Origin of the sequence: Roseibium limicola (genome assembly GCF_017313085.1) — a bacterium.
Taxonomy (GTDB): Bacteria; Pseudomonadota; Alphaproteobacteria; order Rhizobiales; family Stappiaceae; genus Roseibium; species Roseibium limicola.
Genome location: NZ_JAFLNF010000001.1, coordinates 261,018 through 280,739, shown reverse-complemented (window position 1 = coordinate 280,739; position 19,722 = coordinate 261,018). Strand labels below are relative to the sequence as shown.

Annotated in this window: 14 protein-coding genes and 1 pseudogene; 3 read left to right on the top strand and 12 right to left on the bottom strand. The window is 57.8% G+C overall.

The genetic code is table 11. From position 1 onward, the window contains the following. Positions 1 to 54: 54 nt before the first annotated feature. The 6 genes and pseudogenes from J0X15_RS01185 to J0X15_RS01160 all read right to left on the bottom strand — a co-directional run bounded on the left by J0X15_RS01185 (position 55) and on the right by J0X15_RS01160 (position 7,935). Positions 55 to 1,743 carry a tetratricopeptide repeat-containing sulfotransferase family protein gene (locus J0X15_RS01185; protein WP_206937544.1) on the bottom strand — a complete coding sequence of 563 codons (1,689 nt, stop codon included), beginning with the start codon at positions 1,741 to 1,743 and terminating at the stop codon, positions 55 to 57. A 301-nt stretch (positions 1,744 to 2,044) separates the two neighbouring features. Beyond that, the gene (locus J0X15_RS01180; RefSeq protein WP_206937541.1) at positions 2,045 to 2,626 is read right to left on the bottom strand and encodes a thymidine kinase; all 582 of its coding nucleotides are present in this window, start codon (positions 2,624 to 2,626) and stop codon (positions 2,045 to 2,047) included. 134 nt (positions 2,627 to 2,760) lie between these two features. Continuing rightward, a complete protein-coding gene (locus J0X15_RS01175; RefSeq protein WP_206937538.1) occupies positions 2,761 to 3,669 on the bottom strand; it encodes an endonuclease/exonuclease/phosphatase family protein in 909 nt (302 codons plus the stop codon). Positions 3,670 to 3,956: 287 nt separating this feature from the next. Further along, a pseudogene (gene uvrC / locus J0X15_RS01170) lies at positions 3,957 to 5,831 on the bottom strand (excinuclease ABC subunit UvrC); the annotation flags it as partial. A 201-nt stretch (positions 5,832 to 6,032) separates the two neighbouring features. Further along, positions 6,033 to 6,797 (bottom strand): SDR family oxidoreductase, encoded by a 765-nt coding sequence (locus J0X15_RS01165; RefSeq protein WP_206937532.1) that lies wholly within the window; start codon positions 6,795 to 6,797, stop codon positions 6,033 to 6,035. Positions 6,798 to 6,939: 142 nt separating this feature from the next. Then, a complete protein-coding gene (locus J0X15_RS01160; protein ID WP_206937529.1) occupies positions 6,940 to 7,935 on the bottom strand; it encodes a calcium/sodium antiporter in 996 nt (331 codons plus the stop codon). A 352-nt stretch (positions 7,936 to 8,287) separates the two neighbouring features. Between J0X15_RS01160 and J0X15_RS01155 the strand changes: the two genes are divergently transcribed. From J0X15_RS01155 to J0X15_RS01145, 3 genes are all read left to right on the top strand, one after another. Next, positions 8,288 to 8,950, top strand: a complete 663-nt coding sequence (locus J0X15_RS01155) for an outer membrane protein (protein WP_206937526.1) — start codon at positions 8,288 to 8,290, stop codon at positions 8,948 to 8,950. A 301-nt stretch (positions 8,951 to 9,251) separates the two neighbouring features. After that, entirely contained in the window at positions 9,252 to 10,766 is a 1,515-nt protein-coding gene (locus tag J0X15_RS01150; RefSeq protein ID WP_206937524.1) for an efflux RND transporter periplasmic adaptor subunit, read from the top strand. A 10-nt stretch (positions 10,767 to 10,776) separates the two neighbouring features. Beyond that, positions 10,777 to 13,959, top strand: coding sequence for an efflux RND transporter permease subunit (locus J0X15_RS01145; protein ID WP_206937522.1), 3,183 nt, complete (start codon positions 10,777 to 10,779; stop codon positions 13,957 to 13,959). A 115-nt stretch (positions 13,960 to 14,074) separates the two neighbouring features. On the opposite strand, the gene J0X15_RS01140 is transcribed toward J0X15_RS01145, so the two are convergent. From J0X15_RS01140 to J0X15_RS01115, 6 genes are all read right to left on the bottom strand, one after another. Further along, positions 14,075 to 14,722, bottom strand: a complete 648-nt coding sequence (locus J0X15_RS01140) for a glutathione S-transferase family protein (RefSeq protein ID WP_206937520.1) — start codon at positions 14,720 to 14,722, stop codon at positions 14,075 to 14,077. Positions 14,723 to 14,760: 38 nt separating this feature from the next. After that, positions 14,761 to 15,201 carry a cytoplasmic protein gene (locus J0X15_RS01135; RefSeq protein WP_206937518.1) on the bottom strand — a complete coding sequence of 147 codons (441 nt, stop codon included), beginning with the start codon at positions 15,199 to 15,201 and terminating at the stop codon, positions 14,761 to 14,763. A 215-nt stretch (positions 15,202 to 15,416) separates the two neighbouring features. After that, positions 15,417 to 16,265: a 23S rRNA (adenine(2030)-N(6))-methyltransferase RlmJ gene (locus tag J0X15_RS01130; protein WP_206937517.1), complete on the bottom strand. Its 849-nt coding sequence runs from the start codon at positions 16,263 to 16,265 to the stop codon at positions 15,417 to 15,419. Between the two features lie 74 nt (positions 16,266 to 16,339). After that, entirely contained in the window at positions 16,340 to 16,894 is a 555-nt protein-coding gene (locus tag J0X15_RS01125) for a GNAT family N-acetyltransferase (RefSeq protein ID WP_209014987.1), read from the bottom strand. Between the two features lie 451 nt (positions 16,895 to 17,345). Further along, on the bottom strand, positions 17,346 to 18,200 hold the full coding sequence (locus J0X15_RS20245) for a cold-shock protein (RefSeq protein WP_206937515.1): 855 nt from the start codon (positions 18,198 to 18,200) through the stop codon (positions 17,346 to 17,348). Between the two features lie 220 nt (positions 18,201 to 18,420). Next, positions 18,421 to 19,647 carry a DUF1176 domain-containing protein gene (locus J0X15_RS01115; RefSeq protein WP_206937513.1) on the bottom strand — a complete coding sequence of 409 codons (1,227 nt, stop codon included), beginning with the start codon at positions 19,645 to 19,647 and terminating at the stop codon, positions 18,421 to 18,423. Positions 19,648 to 19,722: the final 75 nt, after the last annotated feature.

Below are 19,722 nucleotides of genomic sequence, written 5' to 3'. Positions count from 1 at the left end.
CCCGGCAAGGATGGCACTTCAAGGGCGCTGCATGCAAGAACCCGTCTTGCTGGCTCAGCTTCCTTGCAGCGCCTCGCTAGAGGTCAGGTCCTGACCATCGTTGGCGGCGCTAATATCGGGAAAAGGGGGCAGGTCGATAGAACCGTCGCAGGTGAAATCACCGCTGCGGACTTCCCGCGGAGCCAATGGTCCGAGCGCCTCGAATAAGCTTTCCATGTGATGTTGGTACTTTTTCCAGCGGCCAATAGAAGAGCGGAAAATCGGTCGGCGTACCTGCACATCGGAGAAGGTGTTGACTGGCGTTTCTCCCCGGTAGAATGCCAGACACTCCTCCTGCCACTCAAGTCCGGAGAGGTCGATCAGGCGGCGGCTTTCCTCCTCCTGATTATAGACCAGCTTTTCATAGACAAGGCTATTGGGCGGGGTTGGAAGCACCTTCTGCCAGTGACTGACGAGCTTGGCATATTCCAGCACGTATTCGCCGGCTGATTTTTCATCCCGGGCATAGTTGTGAGCTTTCGACATTGCATGTGACAGCAGTGAAATGCAGATGTCGGCGGGGCTGCGCAACGTGTGAATGAAGGTTGCCTTGGGGAACAGCAACGTCATCAGCCATAGCATCTCGAAGTTATGAGGCATCTTGTCGGTGACGCGGCGGGTGCGTTTGTCGATGCTATCGAGTTCCTTCAGGTAGTCTCGAGCGAGTTTGCGAAATTCGCGTGGGCCCAAGTTGCGGATGTTTTGGGCAAGGGCTGCGGAGGGGCGACCCTTGAGACCAAGGCTTTCCTGAGCGTGGCGGAAATAACCCAGTTCTCCACCGGCGGTCACCTGGGAGTGACGAGCAATGATTTGTTCGACGAGGGTGGTTCCGGAACGCGGCATGCCGAAAATGAACACCGGACGGTCGCTGTCGTTGGCGGCGGCTTCCTGGCGCTCCTGAAAGAACTCCGGCGTGAAGAGCTCTTTCATGAAGGCGACGCGCTCGCGGTATTCGCCGATATCGAATGCGTCATAATGCAATTTCCGGGCAGCGCGGAAGTGATCGACGGCTTTCGGGACATCACCAAGGTCGGAATGGATTTTGGCCGCGGCCCAATTCAAGTCGGCAAGCTGCTGGGGAGGTTGGGGGACGGGCTTGTCCAGATGCTTCTCGATGTCGTCGAGAAAATCCGGGCGTTCCTTGTGCGACCGATGGAACGCGAGGCGGTGATAGGCGGCGCCCCATTCACTGCCAACCTCGATGGCCTTCTCGTAGTATTTGTAGGACGTTTCAAGATTGCCAAGGGAGACTTCTAGGTGACCCAGGCCGATGAGGGCATGGCCCTGGCTTGGGTCCATCTTGAGGGCTGTCTCGAAATTGGCGCGTGCCATGACTGGTTTGCGGCGCATGCGATGCACTTCGCCCAATTGGGCATAAAGTTCGGCCATTTTCGGAGCGAGCGAAATGGCCTTCTGCAGAGCGCGTTGAGCTTCTTCATAGTCTCCGGCGTGGAGCAGGCTCAGTCCGAGCAATTGAAAGATCTGCGGGTGCTTTTTAGCTTTCGCCGCTGCCGTTCTGAAATGATTGATTGCCTGGCCCAGTTCACCAGCCTGATACGTCACGATTCCAAGCGAAAAGTTGGCCTGCGGATGCCTTGGGTCGATCTGCAGAACCTCCCGAAACAGTTCAGCGGCCTGCTCAATTTGACCGGAGTGCTGAAGCGCAAGGGCCTGATCTGCAAGGCGTGCGGAAGGGTTCGTCATATGATCGCCGTATGAATTGGTAAGCCGGGGGCAGGCCTTCGGATAAACAGTAATGTAAACGGTATGGTTTACAATATGGCGTACTTCGGGTGAAATTGTGTCGAAAAGATGGAGTTTTGTAATAAATGCAATGAGATGTCGTTACGGTATTAATTTAACTTATTGAAAAATATCAATTTAATTATGTCGTCTTAATGTACAGGTTAAGGCCTCTGCGAACCGTCGAGCACAAAAATGTGATGTGGATGGTTCCCATAGAGTCCCTGGGGGCATGCCTCTCATGTCGTTGCAACTGTCAGGTTTACTTACCGAGATCGCCCTGGGTCCAATGATTGCGGCAGAGGGAGACGTAAGTTTCATTGCCGCCGATAACGACCTGTTTACCCTCGGCGACAATGCGGCCGCTTTGGTCGAGGCGGGCCACCATGGTAGCTTTCCGACCGCACCAGCAGATCGTTTTGATCTCTTTGAGATTATCCGCGAGGGCAAGGAGCGCGGCACTGCCGGGGAAGAGCTTACCCTGAAAATCGGTTCTCAGACCGTAGCACATGACGGGGATGTTGAGCTCGTCGGCCACACGCGCCAGCTGACGCACCTGGCTGTCGGTCAGGAATTGGGCTTCATCGACGAAAACGGCGTCCAGAGACCTATCTGAATGCGCGGTGCGAACATGGGTGAAGAGGTCATCCTCAGAGCGGAAGATATCCGCCTCTGCAGTCAGGCCGATCCGAGAACCGATGCGGCCACGGCCGGCTCGCTCGTCAAATGAAGCGATCAGCAGAAGCGTGGTCATGCCACGTTCCTGATAGTTGTAGGCGGCCTGAAGCAGGGTGGTCGACTTGCCTGCATTCATGGTGGAATAGTTGAAGTAGAGCTTGCCCATCAGCCTTGCGCATTCCTGAGATTCGAGACGGCATGAGTGTTTCCCGTTCACGGGAAGGGCTCAATCGTCGTCTTGGGTTATTCAAGGGTAATTGGGGCCGTCAGGTGTTCAGGCTGGCGAGCGGGCGCGTATCTTCAGGGCAATAGATCGACGATCAGAGGCAAGTGATCGGAGCCGATATTGGGTCCCAGCCTCACGTTGGAAACGCTCAGGCCCCTGCTGGTGGCAATGTGGTCGACATTCGCTCCGAAGAGCCAGCGCAGGCGGTAGTCATAAAAAAAGCGCGTGGTTTGGGGAAAGCCGCCGGGAAAGCGTGTCCCGAGATCGTGACGAGCAAGAAAATCCACGAAAAAAGCTGACCAAGGCGCGGTGTTCCAGTCTCCCATCACCAGGAGCGGGGTGTTATCGCCGGCCAGGGCAAACGCTTCAAGTTCGCCAGAAAGCATCTCGAAATAGGTCTGGCGATCACGGAACTGGCTGCGGGTTCGTGGGCTTGTTGGATGGACCGTGACCAGTCGAACCGTCCCGTTGCCTGTGGCGACCTTGAAACTAACGTATTCCCGGTCAGATGTTTCCCAGTGATTCCTAGTCTCGCCGGAGACCCGTGTCTCAGACAGGTCTTGCAAGGGATATCTTGAAAAGACTGTGAGGTCGCCAAGTGCGCCGGAATAGCGAAAGGGCGGGTAGGGAGGTTCGCCGGCAATGTCGTTTCTTCCCGTGTCGTTGCCGAGCATTTTTCGCTGCAAACCCCAGGCGCTTTCCTGAAGCAGGAGCACATCAGGCAAGGTTTCTCCCAGGAATTGCGTCAAGGCAGGGCTTCTCAGATAGGTGCGTTCCAGATTGATGCTGACAACACGGAGCTTTCGTTCAGAGGATGGGGTCGCTATCGACGCTTTGGGGAGTGAATAGATCCACCATCCGCTGGTGCCTGCCCATACGATCAGGCCGGCGGCCATGAGTGTGACAGCGGTCCGGTAGATCGTCGCGAACCTGTGCGGCGCCAGCAGCCCCAGAAGTCCGGCGCCGAAGCCGCAAACGGCCATGGCCATCCATAAAGGCTGAAAGAAGCTGAGATTGTCCGCCAACCAAACATGCGGCCAAATGAAGGGCGCGAGTCCAAGGCCGATCGACGCCAGCCCTCCAAGCACGCAGAACCAACTCAACAGCGCGAGCACAGCGCCGACAAAGCTTTTCAGAGAAGGAGTTTGGGCTCGCTGTTTCATATTTCCGGCGCGCTGTCTCTAGGGCTGGCGGTCTGGCCGATGAAGGCCGTATTTTCGGGTTCCTAGCACGTCGTCCTGTTCATGTCTTGGGCGCGCAGTCGCCACGCTCACTCGTGGAAGTGGTCATAGACAAGTTTGGCGATTGCCTCGGAGATACCAGGCACGCTGGACAAATCATCGACACCAGCCTTTGACACGGCTTTCGCGGTGCCGAAGTGGCGTAAAAGTGCCCGCTTTCGCGTCGGGCCAATACCGGCGATGTCATCAAGAGGGTTCTTGGTTATGTCCTTCTTGCGTCGAGCGCGATGCGTGCCGATGGCAAAGCGGTGTGCCTCATCACGCAGACGTTGGACGAAGTAGAGTACAGGATCGCGCTCGGGCAGCATGAAGCTGTCTTTGCCTGGGATGAAAAACTTTTCCCGGCCGGCATCGCGGTCAGGCCCTTTGGCGATGCCGACGAGAGGAACCCCGGTAATGCCGAGCTCTTTCAGGGTCTCGCGCACTGCGTTCAACTGTCCCAGGCCACCGTCGATAAAGACCAGGTCGGGCCATGCGGGAACATCGCTTGCATCTTTCTCTGTGCCCTCGGTCATCTGCTCTGGCTGGATGGCCCCTGGTGCCTCGTCGGAGTTCTCCTTCAATAGCCGCGAGAAGCGACGGGTCAGCACCTCACGCATCATGCCATAGTCATCACCGGGAACGATGTCCTGAGACTTGATGTTGAACTTCCGGTAGTGGCCCTTGGCGAAGCCCTCCGGCCCGGCAACAATCATTCCGCCGACAGCATTGGTACCCATGATGTGGGAGTTATCGTAGACCTCGATCCGGCGTGGTGTCTTTGCAAGTCCGAAGGCTTCGGCAACGCCCTCCAATAGCCGGGTTTGACTTGAGGTTTCGGCCAGACGGCGGCCAAGCGCTTCGCGCGCATTGGTCAAGGCGTGTTCCACCAGTTCCCGCTTTTCGCCGCGCTGGGGGGTTTGCACGGCGACCTTGCGTTCTGTCTTTTCGCTCAGCGCAGTTGCAAGCAGCTCCTGTTCCTCAAGAGTGTGGGACAGAAGGATCAATCGAGGCGCAGGCTTGTCGTCATAGAATTGGGCGAGGAAGCTCTCCAGTACAGAAACCTCCTCCAAGGACTTGTCGGCCTTGGGATAGTAGGCGCGGTTGCCCCAGTTTTGGCCCGTTCGGAAAAAGAACACCTGAATGCAGGTTTGGCCGCCCTCCTGATGAACGGCAAAAACGTCGGCTTCTTCCACTTTCTGCGGGTTGATGCCCTGCTGGGATTGGACATGAGAAAGGGCCGAAAGACGATCGCGGTAGATCGCAGCCCGCTCGAAATCCAAGTTTTCGGAGGCGGCCTCCATCTGTTTGACGAGATCGGTCTTGATTAAGCCGCTGCGACCGGAAAGGAATGATTTCGCTTCTGCCACCAGGCCGCTGTAGTCGGCGGGATCGATCTCGTTGGTACAGGGGCCGGCACATCGCTTGATTTGATAAAGCAGGCAGGGGCGGGAGCGGTTCTCGTAATAGCTGTCGGCGCAATTGCGGATCAGAAATGCCTTTTGCAACGCATTGATGGTCCGGTCGACAGCGCCCGCAGAGGCGAACGGGCCGAAGTAATCGCCCTTTCTCTTGCGGGCGCCGCGATGCTTGATGATTGCTGGCGCATCATGATCACCCGTGATCAGGATATAGGGAAACGACTTGTCGTCGCGCAGGAGCACATTGAAGCGGGGGCGCAGGCGTTTGATCAGATTGGCTTCCAGAAGAAGCGCTTCCGTCTCCGTTCGCGTGACCACAAATTCCATGCTCGCAGTCGAGAGGATCATCCGGATGATCCGGTTCGATTGCCCCTGCAGCCGGGTATAGCTGGTTACACGTTTCTTCAGGCTGCGTGCCTTGCCGACATAGAGAACGTCGCCATTTTCATCCAGCATCCGGTAGACGCCCGGCCCAAGCGGCAGGCGTTTTACCTGATCGGCGATCACTTCTACGCCCTTGGGCACCGGCGCGGGCATTTCCGTCCCGGGGCTTTCGAGCGAAGTGGTCTGTGGGATGTCGGTTTCTTCTGTCATGCTTTTCTGAGTTGGCAGTCCGGCCGTCTCCCCAATATGGGGAGTGGCTATGGCCTGGCCAAGGTAGGCGATTCTATGCGGGGAGGTGACGCGTGGACGAAGTTATCCGAATTATTCCCCGACGTCGGTCACATCCGGCGTACGCCATGCCAGATGTTGGCCACCGTCAAGAGCGATCATCTGTCCGGTGACGGAGGTGCTGGCCCAGAAATACCGGATGGTCTGGCCGAACTCGGAGGGAGAAGGACCGCTTTGCAAAAGCACGGAGCGTGACTGCTTGTCGAATTCGACGTCCGATTGGCGTTCATTCTTGAAGCTTGGGCCGGGGCCGATGGCATTGACGCGGACGGCCGGCGCCAGGGCTTGAGCCATGCGCTGTGTTGCATCCCACAATGCAGCCTTGGAGAGCGAGTAAGACAGGGCTTGCGGCGTCGGCTTCCAGACCCTCTGGTCGATCAGGTTCACCACAAGGCCTCGGCGGTCTGTTGGCAGATGACGTGCCAAGCCTTCGCTCAGAAATACCGGCGCGCGCGTGTGAATGGCAAAATGCTGGTCGAAAAGCGTCGGGTTGAGCGAGCCCAGACTGTCGTCTTCGAAAATCGAGGCATTATTGATGAGGACATCTGCCGGCCCGAATTTCGCAGTTGTGACGTCCATGAAGCTTGTCAGAGCATCAACATCGGTAAGGTCGGCAATCTGGATGAGGCAGTCGCCGCCGTCTGCTTTGATTTGATGCGCCAGCCTTTCGACCCGATCGCTGCCCTTGTGGGCATGCAGGACGAGGCGCCAACCGTGTGCGGCAAGATCCTCGGCAATGACTTTGCCAATACGACTGGAAGCGCCGGTCAGAACGGCAGTGACAGAACTGGAGCTCATGCGTGCAAACTCTTGGATGCGACCTCATGGGGCTTGATTGCCCCGATTTTGGCAAATGGGTTCGACGTCCTGTTTGTCACGACGTTGGACACCTGCCGTTTCTTACGCGGCAGAGGCTGGATCAGTTTGGTCGGGCGCCAGATCAGCTGGCCAGACCCATGCAATAGACCGCGTAGATATAGAGACCATAGCAGATGCAAAGGACGGCGCCGGTCGCCTTGCCCAGACAGATCCGCCAGTTGGCCAAACCCAGCAACAGCACGGCACAGGCCAGCATGACCCAGACGTCGAAATTCAGAATTTCGCGAGGGACTTCGAGCGGAACGATGGCCGTTGTAATGCCGATAATTGCCAGCAGATTGAAGATGTTGGAGCCGATGACATTGCCAATCGCCACTGCGCCCTGTTGGCGGATTGCTGCCATGACTGTTGTGGCCAACTCGGGCAAAGACGTTCCCAGGGCAATTACGGTCAGTGCGATGACAGCGTCACTGACGCCCCAGGCCGAGGCAATGCCGGTCGCGCCTTCAATGCTGAAATGGGCGCCGATCGGCAGACCAATCAGACCGATGACAATATAGACAGCGGCAAGCAGTGTGTTTTCCGGTACCCCGTCGACGTCCTCCAATTCTGTATCTGGACTGGAGAGCGAACAGGCCTTGGCTTCGCTGTTCTTCATCTCGCGGCGATGGCATAGGGTTACGCGGGCTGAATCCAGCAGGAACAGCGCGAGCAGCGCGAGCAGAACGATGCTGGCAACCCAGTTCAAAGTGCCAAGATAGCAAAGAGCGATGAAAACGCCGGAGACGAAAACCATGAAAATGGCATTGCGTGTGGCGCCATTTTCCCCGCAGGGCGTGGCGGCGATCAGTGCGGGCATGCCGAGAACCAGCAAGACGTTGGCGATGTTGGATCCCACCACATTGCCGATGGCGATGCCGCCGGCACCTTCGAGCCCAGCCCCGAGGGAAATGACCAGCTCGGGTGCGGATGTGCCGAAGGCCACGATCGTCAGACCAATCACCAGATTCGGAATCCCGAGTTTTTGCGCGACAGAAACAGAGCCCCTTACAAGAAGGTCGCCCGCGAAGATCAATGCAACGAGGCCGCCTGCGAGGCTCAAATAGTCTAACAGCATTCCGGGATCCGATTAGGGTTAGAGGTGAAAAGCGCCGACTTTCCGTCTTTTAAGCGAGGCCGGATGGTTGCTGGCCTTATACGCAATAGATTGGAGGAGGGGAAGGCGCCGACAAGGGGCAGAGCGAAAGATCGTTGAGCGAATTTCTCACTTTGTTTCCTTGCAACTTGCGAAACCTTAACCCGCTGTTCATCCTGCCGACGAAACTCCACATTTCATCACTAAAACTCCTTAATTCCAGTCTGGATCCGCCACAAAGTCGGATCATACCTCGAAGTTGGGTGAGGTTGGGGACATGCCAGATGGCTGTCCTGCTCTCAAACTGAACACTGGTACATCTGGAGTAATCGATATGAAGCGTCTTGCCCTTGTAGGAATGACGGCTCTTGTCAGCGGGCTGAGCGCACAGGCGCTTGCTGCTGATCTGCCCTATGCGTCCGATCCGGCGCCGACTACCTATTCTGACCCGGTCGCGGCTGCGCGGTTCGATTGGACCGGCGCATACGTCGGCGGTAACGTCGGCTGGGGTTGGGGAAACTTTGAAAATTCCGGCGCAGCCGACACTGAAGCCAATGGCGTTCAGGGCGGCGTACACGCTGGCTACAACTACATGATCACCCCGAACTTTCTGGCGGGTGTCGAAGCTGACTTCCAGCTTTCCGACCTTTCGGACACGGGCACACTGGGTGGCGTGACTGCCGAAACCAGCTCTGACTGGAACGCGAGCATCCGCGGTCGACTTGGTTTCACCTTCGACCGTTTCCTCGTCTACGGTGCTGGTGGTCTGGCTGTCGCCGACCAGTCGCTGAAGGTCGGAGGAAGCTCTGACGACGCGACTGCAATCGGGTGGACACTCGGTGGTGGTGTCGAAGGGGCTGTGACGAATAACATTACAGCGCGTCTGGAATACGTTCACCAGAACTTCGGTTCCGAGGATTTCAACATCAGCGGAACGCAGTATCAGTCCGAGCTGGACGACAATATCGTTCGCTTCGGGATGAGCTACAAATTCTAAGCATATTTGCGGGCAGGGCGGGGCACCGCCCTAGCCACAAATCATGAACCACTTAGGTGGTAACAAGGCCCGGTGCGGAAGCGCCGGGCCTTGTTACATTCAGATACACAACTCCACTCCACTTTCGCGCCGCACCAATGGTACAAGTTGCCTAGAGCCCTATGTATTTTCACTTGTTAAGCGGTGTTGCTGCAGACACTCTGGTTGCAGCCGGAAACAGAAGTGCATCGGGCTTGAGGGCTATGCCTGAGCGGATCAATTTGCCGGAGATCTCCGGACCGCGAGGCCGAGGGAGTTAGGAATGCGGTTTTTGGCGAGAGGCCTGATTGGTCTGATGCTTTTCGCGGCGACATTCGCCGCGATCGGGTTTGGTGTCTATCGGGTGGTCGAGAGCGTCTCCAGGGACGAGGTGCGTCGCCGACCGCCTGTGCAGGAGCGTTCCTATTCCGTCAATGTCGCCAAGCTGACAGCTGAGGACGTTGCCCCGACAACAGTGGTGTACGGACAGATCCGCAGCTGGCGGAAGCTCGAAGTTCGCGCTAGTTCCGAAGGCCGGCTTGTCGAGGTGGATGAAGATTTCCGTGACGGTCAGGCGGTGAAGGAAGGCGATCTTCTGGTGAAGATCGATCCAGCCGATGCCAAGTCTGGCCTGCTCGACGCCAAAGCCGCGCTTGCCGATGCAGATTCTCAGAAAGCCGAAGCTGAAGAAGCCGTTATTGCCGCCGAGCAAGAGCTGGAGGCGACCCGCAAACAGTTGGACCTTCGGCGTCAGTCACTGGATCGCCAGCGCCAGCTTCTGAAGAAAGGCTATGCGACCATGGTGCAGGTCGAGCAGGAGGAGCTTTCCCTGGCGGCCATGGAACAGTCTCTTAGTAATCGCATGCAGTCGATCATCACGGCCCGCAAACGCATCGGGCGGATGGATCTGACTGTGGAACGTGCCGATAACGTGCTGCGCGATGCGGAAAGAACTTTGGAAGAAACCGAAATCCGTGCACCGTTTTCCGGCACGCTCGATCAGGTCAATGCCACCCTTGGTCGACGCGTCAGCACCAATGACGCTCTTGCTGTTCTCATCGATTCGACTGCTTTGGAAGCCAGCTTCACTCTTTCCACCTCCGAGTTTTCCCGCTTTCTTGATGATCAGGGCAAGTTGATCCACGCGCCAGTGACAGTTGAGCTGGATCTGGGGGGCAAATCCATCAAGGTCTCTGGGCATCTGGAACGGGCAGCTGCCGTCGTGGCCGAAGGGGATGCGGGGCGTCAGATGTTCGCAAGTCTGACTGTGGAAGCCGGGACCATCCTGCGTCCAGGCGATTTCGTGACGGTTCGCCTGCAAGAGCCTGAGTTGACGCAGGTGGCCCGCGTGCCGGCTGCGGCTATCAATGCTGCCGGGGAACTGCTGACCCTGGATGACGAGCAACGGCTGGTCATCGTTCAGGCAAAATTGCTACGCCGTCTTGGTGATGAAGTGCTGCTGGCCGATGTGCCGTTTGGAACGACCTACGTTTCCGAGCGCCTGCCGCAACTTGGGCCAGGCCTGAAGGTCGCGCCGCGCGGTACGGAAGACACACAGGACGTGCCCTCACGGGAGGGTGGACGCCGACCCGTTGCCGCGGTGTCCGACACGAGCTCTGCTGGACAACAGATGGTTGCGCTGGAGGCTCCACGTCGAGACGAACTGATTTCCAAGGTCAACCGACGGAACATGCCGGCGGAGCGCAAGACTGAAATCCTCCAAATGCTGAACCGTCCGATGGTGCCCCAAAGCCTGATTGATCGCCTCGAAAGTGGTGGTCGTGGCCAGCCAGGTTAAGGAGACGACCATGCAGAGCTCTAAATCCTGGTCCGGCATTCTGGACTATATGGTCAACCATCGCACTGCGGCGAACCTGCTGCTCTGCATCATGCTTTTTGGCGGAATTACTGCCGGTCTCAACATTCGTACTCAATACTTTCCCGATATCGTTCGCGAGGAAGTTGATGTCTCCGTGACCTGGCCAGGTGCCGGACCGGAAGATATGGATCGCGCCGTTATCGAGATTCTGGCGCCGCAACTTCTCAGCGTCGAAGGTGTAAGTGAGGCGACCTCGGTTGCCCGTGAGGGACGGGCTTCCATCGAGCTGGAGTTCGAAGCCGACTGGGATATGGGCCAGGCCACCGACGAGGTGAAAGCTCTGGTTGATCAGGCCAAGTCCAATCTGCCGGAAGGAGCGGAAGAACCAGAGGTTACCCGCAGCAGCTTCCGCGACCGGGTGACCAATGTGGTCATTTATGGCCCCGTCGATGAGGAGCAGTTGTCGCAATTTGCTGAAGATCTGCAGACCCGCCTGTTTCAGGAAGGTGTAACCCGCGTCAGCATCTATGGCACGGCTGATCCGGTGATCCGGGTGATGGCGCGTGAAGGCGATCTGATCCGGCATGACCTTCAGCTTCAAGATATCGCCAATGTTCTGGCCAACGAGATGGACACCACTCCGGCCGGCGAGGTCAACAACGGTGCTGCGCGTCTGCGCACGGGGCTTGAACGGCGCTCGGAAGAGGATCTTGGTGATATCGTGATCCGTACGCCAGCGCAGGGTGAAAAGCTGCTACTTCGAGACGTTGCCACGCTGGATACCGAAGGTGTGGAATCCGGACGCGCTTATTTTCATAAGGGCATGCCTGCCGTTGTCCTGAGGGTCGACCGCAATGCGACTGGTGACACCATCTCCATCCAGCGCCAGGTCGAAAAGGTCGTAGCCGACTTCCAGACAGTGTTGCCGCGAGGGGTTGTCTCCAGGCTGACGGAAACCCGCTCACAAGGTATTATCGACCGGCTCGATATTCTGATCGAAAACGGGCTTTTCGGTCTGGTTCTGGTCCTTGGCTTTCTCTTTCTGTTTCTGTCTGCAAGAACTGCTTTTTGGGTGGCAATGGGCATACCCGTTGCGATGGCGGCGACAGTCGGGCTGATGTTCGCATTCGGATTGACCCTCAACATGATCTCGGTTTTCGCCTTGATCATCTGTCTTGGTATCGTCGTTGATGATGCGATTGTGGTGGGCGAGCATGCCGACTTTCTGGCGCGCAAAGGCTATCCGCCGGCTGAAGCAGCAGCCTTGTCGGCCAAGCGAATGGCGGCGCCGGTGTTTTCAGCCTCTATCACCACGGTCATTGCCTTTTCCGGTCTGACCACCATCGGCGGTTTCTTTGGCACATTGATTGCGTCGATCCCCTGGGTGGTGTCGGTCGTGCTGATTGCAAGTCTGGTGGAGAGCTTTCTCATTTTGCCAGCGCATATGCGCCATGCCTTGTCGGAATCTCACAAGACCCACTGGTACGATTTCCCGAACAAATACTTCAACATCGGCTTCAACTGGTTTGTCCGTAAATGCTTTCGCCCACTGATGGGGGTGGTGATCCGGGTGCGCTATCTGGTGATGGGGCTGGCGATCATGTCGTTGCTGCTCTCTTCCCTGCTGTATCTCGATGGCACGGTGCAGTGGCGGTTCTTCAACTCGCCCGAGCGCAGTGTGATCACCGCCAATATCGCCATGCTTCCAGGTGCTACCCGTGAAGATACCAAGGCGATGGTGACGGAGATGCAGCGTGCACTGGATGCGGTGGATGCCGAGTACACAGAGCGTTACGGGCAGTCGCCGGTCATCTTCTCGTTGTCTACGGTTGGCGGCAACGAGGGGCGTGGCCTGAAGGTTGCCGAAAGCAAGGACACGGACCAGCTTGGCGGCTTTTCCATCGAGCTGATCGATCCGGACCTGCGAAGCTACTCGGCTTTTCAGCTGATTGGCGATTGGCAGCGGGAGATCCATCAGTCTCCCTTGCTGGAAACGCTGGCCCTGCGCGGTGAACGTTCCGGTCCTGGTGGCGATGGGATCGATGTCGAACTTTATGGTCCTTCAACCGAGAACCTGAAGGCCGCTGCGGAGTATCTGAAGCAAGTGCTTGGTGCCTACGATGGTGTCAGCGCACTTGAAGACACCCTGTCCTACGACAAGACCGAGTTGAACCTGAAGCTGACACCTCGCGGTGAGGCTCTGGGTTTCACGACGGATAATGTTGCCCGTGTTTTACGCGATCGGCTGTCGGGGATCGAGGTGGCTGAATTCCCTGTTGGTCGGCGCACAGCGACGGTGAAGGTCAGTCTACCGGACGAGGAAACAGACAGCGCCTTCATTTATGAAACGCGCGTACGTGCCCCCTCGGGCACTTATGTCGCTCTGAATGAGATCGTTAGTGTCGAAAGCAGTTTTGGCTTCGCTTCGGTCCGTCGTCAGAATGGCTTACGGACGCTGAAAGTGACTGGAAGCGTGTCGGAAGACGATCCGGAAGCAGCCAACCGGATCCTTGCGCGGTTACAGGACACGATCCTGCCGGAAGTCAAAGCCCGCTTTGATGTCGATAGCGCGGTGCGTGGCCTGGCGGAGCAGGAGAGGGACTTCCTGTCTGACGCCTTGCTGGGTTTCGGTATGTGCCTTGGTGGGATTTACTTGACCCTCTGCTGGATTTTCGCCTCGTGGAGTCGGCCACTCGTAATTTTGCTGATCATTCCATTTGGCGCGATTGGCATGTTGTGGGGGCATTACTTCCATGGTTTGCCGCTGAGCATGTTCTCTATCGTCGGCTTTATCGGCATGGCGGGGATCATTATCAACGACAGCATTGTGCTTGTAACGACCATTGACGAATATGCCGAGACAAAGCCCTTCCATGCTGCGGTGGTGGATGGGGTCAGTGATCGTTTGCGAGCAGTGATCCTGACCAGCGCAACGACGGTCTTCGGTTTGGCGCCTTTGCTTTTCGAGACCAGCCGACAAGCTCAGTTCTTGCTGCCGACAGTGATTACCCTGGCCTATGGTCTGGGTTTTGGTCTGTTTCTGGTGATCCTGGTGACGCCGGCGATGTTGGCGATCCAGAATGACTTCAGCCGGATGCTGCGATCTGGTCGGAGGCTTGCCAAGATACCGTTCCGTCGATCTCGCAAAGGCAATTCTGTTCCGGCAGAGTAAGCCAACCGATTGATGTCGCAGGTGAAATGCAAAAGGCCAGATCCGTGAGGATCTGGCCTTTTTAATTCTCAGGGGGGCGGCAATCCAAAAGATCTTGCCCATCGCTGATCTTGCCTTATTTCAAGGCTTCCGGGGTATCTCCCACCGGTGCTGGCGGCACTCTGGTCGCAGCGTAAGACGGAACGTTCTCTTCGAAGCTCTCAAGCCAGGAGACCAGCTTGGGATAACTCTGGCGCCATTCACCGGCAAAGCGAACGTCGAGATAGCCGAGCGCGCAGGCCAGCGTGATCGTGCCGATGTTTGCATCGGACTGTCGGCTCAGCGGTGTCGGGGGAGACGCTTCCAGCGCGTCAAGCGCACGGGTGACCTTGGCTGCCTGGTAGACCTGCCAATCTTCAAAGCGCTTGTCTGCCGGGCGGAAGCGTTTCTCGTACACCTGCAGGATGCCGGCATCCATGATGCCATCGGCAAGTGCCTGGAGGGTCAAGACCGGGAAGCGCGCTTCGCCGACGGGCAGGATCTTGTTCCCACCAGCCCGGTGGTCAAGATATTCCAGGATAACGCGGCTGTCGTAGAGCACGCTGCCGTCTTCCAGGATGAGTGCTGGTATCTTGCCAAGCGGGTTCTGCTGACGAATCTGATCATTGGGATCTGCGGTTTTCGTATCTTCCACCTGAAGCAGGGGCTTCAGGTTCAGGATGTCAGCTGCGATTTTGACCTTGCGGCCAAAAGGGGAGGCGGCGGATGAACGCACGACGAGCATATGATTGCTTTCCTGAAATCGGGTTTGTGAATGGCAACTCAGTCCGGGCGGACAGTTTGGCAATGACGACCATAGACACGCCAATCATCCATGCCAGGCTGACAGGCTTCAACACCCCAGGTTAGCCCCAGGAACCCGGCATTTTCCTCGACCATATAGTAAACGGTGCGGCTGCGACTGGCCGTTGTTTCGATGCGGGCGCTGCAATACCGGCGATTCAAAGTGCTCGCCTGATTGTTGTCGTCCATGCTCATCTCGTAAGGGCTTTCAAGAACGGTCAGGGTGTTGGTGTCCCTGTAGGTGCGTTCTGCGCGCGCGAGCTGCGCTTCGACCTTCGACATCACAGACGGTGTATCGCACGCTGGCAAGTCGGCGTGTGCCGCTGCGGGGAAGGCAAAGGCGATGGCCGTACATGCCGCTAGGGCTGCAGCTCGCAGGGCTTTTGTCGTCAGTGTTGCGGAAAAATCAGCAGTGAACATGCGATACGCTCCAATTCGGATCACTTCGGTCGCGCCTTGCTGAGCGCTGTCCATAGACCACAAAATGCTTCGGCAGGGGCACCGGACAAGGGTCTGAATTGATCGCAACGATGGCGCACCGGATTGAGCCGGTCAAGGCGACCCTCGTGCTGTGTGTACGGTTGAGAGTCGGAAATTCCCCGAGTGTAACAGGGATGCCTCAGCGCCCGGTTTGACTATTCGTCGATGATCTGCTCGAGCGACCATCCCGCCCCTGGAGTGGTACGGAGGACTTCGCAAAGTTCAGGCAGCAGGATGTTCATCTCGTTAGCCAGGGTGAAGGGCGGATTGATGATCGTCATTCCAGAGCCCATCATTGTCGAGTCCGGATTACTCGGGGCGACCCTCAGATCGAACCGCAGAACGTCTTTCAGGCCTTCGTCCTTGAAGGTCTGATGCATACGTCGGATGGAGCGCAGGTCCTTCAGCGGGTACCATATGGCGAAGGTCCCCGTTGTCCACTTGCGCCAGCCTTTGACGACGGCATTGGCAATCTGTTCGAACTCATCGGTCTCTTCATAGGCAGGGTCGATAATGACCAGGCCGCGCTTTTCTTTTGGCGGTAAAAAGCTGTTGAGGGCGAGCCAGGCATCGAGATGGATCGTCTTGACCTGGAAGTCATCCGCGAAAACCTTCGCTAGAGTTGCATAGTCTGCGGGGTGGAGTTCCGTCAGTGTCAGGCGGTCCTGATTGCGCATCAGGCGGCGGGCAAGCAGGGGCGATCCCGGGTAGACTTTCAGTTCACCATTCGGGTTTTCGGCCTGGATCACGTCCAACCAAGGCGCCAGAAGCTCCTGCGCTGCGGAAGAAAAGTCGGCGGCCATCACTTTGTCGATGCCCTGCTGCCATTCCCCGGTCTTTCTTGTCTCCACGGACGTCAAGTCATAGCGACCGATACCGGCGTGAGTATCCAGCACACGGAAGCCTTTTTCCTTGCGCTGAAAATAGAGGATGAGCCGGGTTAGAACCGCGTGCTTGAGGACGTCGCCGATGTTGCCAACATGATAGGCGTGGCGGTAATTCATGGTTGTCTCCAGGGCCCGGATGAAGTCCGGGTCAGCGGCCTGTATGGTCGGGGCGACTTGCTGTATTTGTGGCGTCAGCGTTTCAGATAGACAACGGCTTTGTCGCCCATTTCCGCCTCGCCGATTTCCTCAAAGCCCAAGCGCTTGTGAAAGCGCAGGGAGCCGGGGTTGGCCGGGCGGGTGTTGACTTCACAGCAGAACGGCACAGCTTCGGTCTCGAACTTGGCGAAGAGAGCTTGATAGAGCTTTTCGCCGATGCGGCGGCCGCGCTGATCTTCATCGACGCAAATGCGGTCGGTGTAGAAAAAGCGGTCCAGTCGTTCATTCAGCCAGAGATAATTGCGACTGTCGTAGTCCATTTTTTCGGCGTAGCACAGGAGAAAACCTAGCAGGGCTTCTCCTTCGGCAGCGACGAGACAGGTTCGGGCTTGCGCGATCTGGTCGACCAACTCTTCGGCGGAAAGGTCGTTGACGGCGGGAACAGCCTTGTTGTTCATGCTGATCAGGCTGGCGAGGTCGCCGGTGCGATACTCGCGGATGGACAGTCCCTCGGCAGGTGCGGCAACAGGGGACGACGGATCGGAAGAGGCCGGGCTCATGAAGGTGTCTCTGGTCGGGTGACTGGTCATGGTGTCCTACAGTCGGCCTTGCCGGTGCGGGTGCGCACCCAGAGCGGAGAGTGCTGCGGCCACGATATTGGCTGGTTGAGCTGTAGAATGTCCCGTTTACACAGGCTGGCAGCTCAAGGCCAGTGATTTCGTAAGAGGGAGCTTGCCAAAGGTAGCGACAGGACACGCAACCGGCTGCCGTCCTGAAGGAGGTGCCTCGGTGGCTTCGAGACCTGTCTCAGGCGATTGATCGCGAATATGCTCAAGAACACCGCAGCGCTTTTTTGCACCATGACACTCCAGGGGGAAGTCAGGCCTTGGGGTGTTGGGGGATGGATGCGTTCGAATTGAAGGAAGGTGAAACCGGTTCCGTACGGTTCAATAAATCAATCAGGTATCCTTCCCGGGGAGCCTGCGGAGCAGGCCAGTCCGGGAAGGATGTGATTTAAGACCGCAACAGCATTGGCAACACTCAGGCTGCGTCGTCGCTGCCGTCGTTGCTGAAAGCTTCGCTTGCCGGAGCTGCGCCATCGTCTTCAACGACCTGCAGGTCGACTGCCTTAGGGCCCTTGCCGCGCCGATCCGGCTCGGTTTCAAAGGAGATCCTTTGGCCGCTTTCGAGCGTCGTCATGCCGGAGCGTTCCACCGCGGAAATATGAACGAAAACGTCGTTTTCTCCGTTGTCCGGGGTGATGAAGCCAAAACCCTTGTCGGACTTGAAGAATTTGACCGTTCCGGCCTGACGCGGGCCACGTTCAGCAGGGGTATCGAATTCGGGACGTGGTGGCCGTGGACGGAAGCCACCTTCGCGATCGCCGCCACCATAGCCGCCTTCGCGTCGCTGGCCGCCGTAGCCGCCACCGCCTTCGCGGTTGCCGCCACCGTAACCGCCGCCACCTTCACGACCGCCACCCGGAGCACCGCCGCCATAGCCGCCTTCGCGTCGCTGGCCGCCGTAGCCGCCACCGCCTTCGCGGTTGCCACCACCGTAACCGCCGCCACTTTCACGACCGCCACCCGAAGCACCACCGCCATAGCCGCCTTCGCGTCGCTGGCCGCCGTAGCCGCCACCGCCTTCACGGTTGCCGCCACCGTAGCCGCCGTCTCGGCTGTCGCCACCATAACCGCCGGCACCTTCGCGCCGACCGCCGCGACGGTCACTGCCGTAACCGCCGTCCCGGCCACCGTCGTTGTAACCGCTTTGATTGCCGCTGTTCCAGTCAGGGAAACCGCCGCCAAAATCACTGCCGAAGTCTTGCGGACCACCGAACTCGCGCTTGCCGCCGCGACGTCCGCGCGAACGCCGGTCCGAATCACCATCGTGCATTACCAAATCACCTTAACTGTGTGCCTTCCGCTCATCGGCACAATAAGTCGAAATTCACCCGGAAATTACGGGTGTCCCCGGCTCGTGCGCAGTCTCACACTCGCCCACATGAAAACAGGATTAGGTGCCAATACGTCACCGCAACTCCCACTCCAGTCCACTGCACTTTTATAATAACGGCGGCTTGGTCAAAATCGCAAGTGAATCCTCAAGAATGGCGCTATTTACTTGCCGTTACGGCAGGCCAGGTGAGCGGCCAGTCTTGCAGTGGAGTTTCCTTGCCGTCACAGGTGGTACGGCTGGCTTCCTCGATCAGGGCGAAGCCGCTGCTTGTCCAGCGCCAACGGTTCCAGACACCGCAGTCGCCGATGCCTGAGCCACGGTAAAGCCCATCCAGCTCGCGCGTCGCGGCGTTCCATCGAAGGTTGTAGATCAGCTCTGTGGCGATGGGGCCTTGGTCGGACATGCGTGCGACCGGCAGTTGCCGGGTTTTGCCGTCGGCGACAGAATGCAAAGCGACGTATGGGGTATTATAGGCGTTGGGGGCGCCACAAGGCAGCAGATAGAGCTTGGTCTTTTCATCAATGGGGGCAATCACTGCATCGAGATTGGTAAAGATTGTCGGATCTATGTCGGAGCAGAAGCGGTTGGCGTCCCAGGCTTCGCTAACGGCTGCAGGCAAGCTCGCAGGATCGAGAACTGGCAAGGCGTGGGGTGCGTTTTTTGCGGCTGAGTTGCCTGTCAGAATGATGGCATTGCGCGTGTTTTGACGGTTTTGCTGCTCATCCAACCAGGTCAAGGAATGATGTAGCCCGGCAAGTGGAAGCCTGACGGTGACATTCTGGTCGCCGATCGGCAAATCCATGCTCAGAGTGGTGCCCGAAAGCATGGCGCGGATCAGACTGCTTGTGGTGGGGCCTGCCGGATACCAGAAGCCTTCACCGCCCAGTGGTCGAAATCCTGCCGGGGCTGATATGGCCTGCTGGCTCTCGCGGAGTTGAGCGATTTGGATCTCGTCAATTTGTTGATCGTCGACGGACAGGCTTATCGACTTTTCGCCGTTGAGTGCGGCATTTGCCGTGATGCGCAGAAGCGGCGGTGCCTCGGCAGGCCAATCGCGGACGATGCGCAGATCAACCCAGACGGACTGGTCACGCAGGAAGGTCGATGCAGTGCATAGACCAGAATTGGTGCAGTGAACGCTCCAACGCTCAAACGTTGGCGGAGTGCGTGGGCGAAGCTTGTTGGTCGGTTCGTCAGTCCCGGACGTCGCTACTTGTCCCTGTTCCGAGACAGGAGGAGGGGGCGCTGACTTTGAAGCGGTCGGCTTGGGATTGGCGGCTGGGGGATTGACAGGGGAAGCCGTCGTCTCCTCCGCGGCCACGATCACAGGCCCGCAAACAATTGCGGCCAGGAGGATCAGTGAGCGGAAGAGACAGAGTGACATTGGTGTTTGGCAACCTTCTATCGCTCGCGGCTATTGTTCGAGCGTTTCTTCTTGTACGAAACCCAGCACGGAAGG

Excerpts from the sequence above, each read along its gene's own strand:
- J0X15_RS01115 (WP_206937513.1), bottom strand. The coding sequence starts at position 19,647 with ATGTCACTCTGTCTCTTCCGCTCACTGATCCTCCTGGCCGCAATTGTT.
- J0X15_RS01125 (WP_209014987.1), bottom strand. The coding sequence starts at position 16,894 with ATGACCAGTCACCCGACCAGAGACACCTTCATGAGCCCGGCCTCTTCC.
- J0X15_RS01135 (WP_206937518.1), bottom strand. The coding sequence starts at position 15,201 with ATGTTCACTGCTGATTTTTCCGCAACACTGACGACAAAAGCCCTGCGA.
- J0X15_RS01165 (WP_206937532.1), bottom strand. The coding sequence starts at position 6,797 with ATGAGCTCCAGTTCTGTCACTGCCGTTCTGACCGGCGCTTCCAGTCGT.
- J0X15_RS01160 (WP_206937529.1), bottom strand. The coding sequence starts at position 7,935 with ATGCTGTTAGACTATTTGAGCCTCGCAGGCGGCCTCGTTGCATTGATC.
- J0X15_RS01150 (WP_206937524.1), top strand. The coding sequence starts at position 9,252 with ATGCGGTTTTTGGCGAGAGGCCTGATTGGTCTGATGCTTTTCGCGGCG.
- J0X15_RS01175 (WP_206937538.1), bottom strand. The coding sequence starts at position 3,669 with ATGGCCGTTTGCGGCTTCGGCGCCGGACTTCTGGGGCTGCTGGCGCCG.
- J0X15_RS01130 (WP_206937517.1), bottom strand. The coding sequence starts at position 16,265 with ATGAATTACCGCCACGCCTATCATGTTGGCAACATCGGCGACGTCCTC.
- J0X15_RS01155 (WP_206937526.1), top strand. The coding sequence starts at position 8,288 with ATGAAGCGTCTTGCCCTTGTAGGAATGACGGCTCTTGTCAGCGGGCTG.
- J0X15_RS01180 (WP_206937541.1), bottom strand. The coding sequence starts at position 2,626 with ATGGGCAAGCTCTACTTCAACTATTCCACCATGAATGCAGGCAAGTCG.
- J0X15_RS01185 (WP_206937544.1), bottom strand. The coding sequence starts at position 1,743 with ATGACGAACCCTTCCGCACGCCTTGCAGATCAGGCCCTTGCGCTTCAG.
- J0X15_RS20245 (WP_206937515.1), bottom strand. The coding sequence starts at position 18,200 with ATGCACGATGGTGATTCGGACCGGCGTTCGCGCGGACGTCGCGGCGGC.
- J0X15_RS01145 (WP_206937522.1), top strand. The coding sequence starts at position 10,777 with ATGCAGAGCTCTAAATCCTGGTCCGGCATTCTGGACTATATGGTCAAC.
- J0X15_RS01140 (WP_206937520.1), bottom strand. The coding sequence starts at position 14,722 with ATGCTCGTCGTGCGTTCATCCGCCGCCTCCCCTTTTGGCCGCAAGGTC.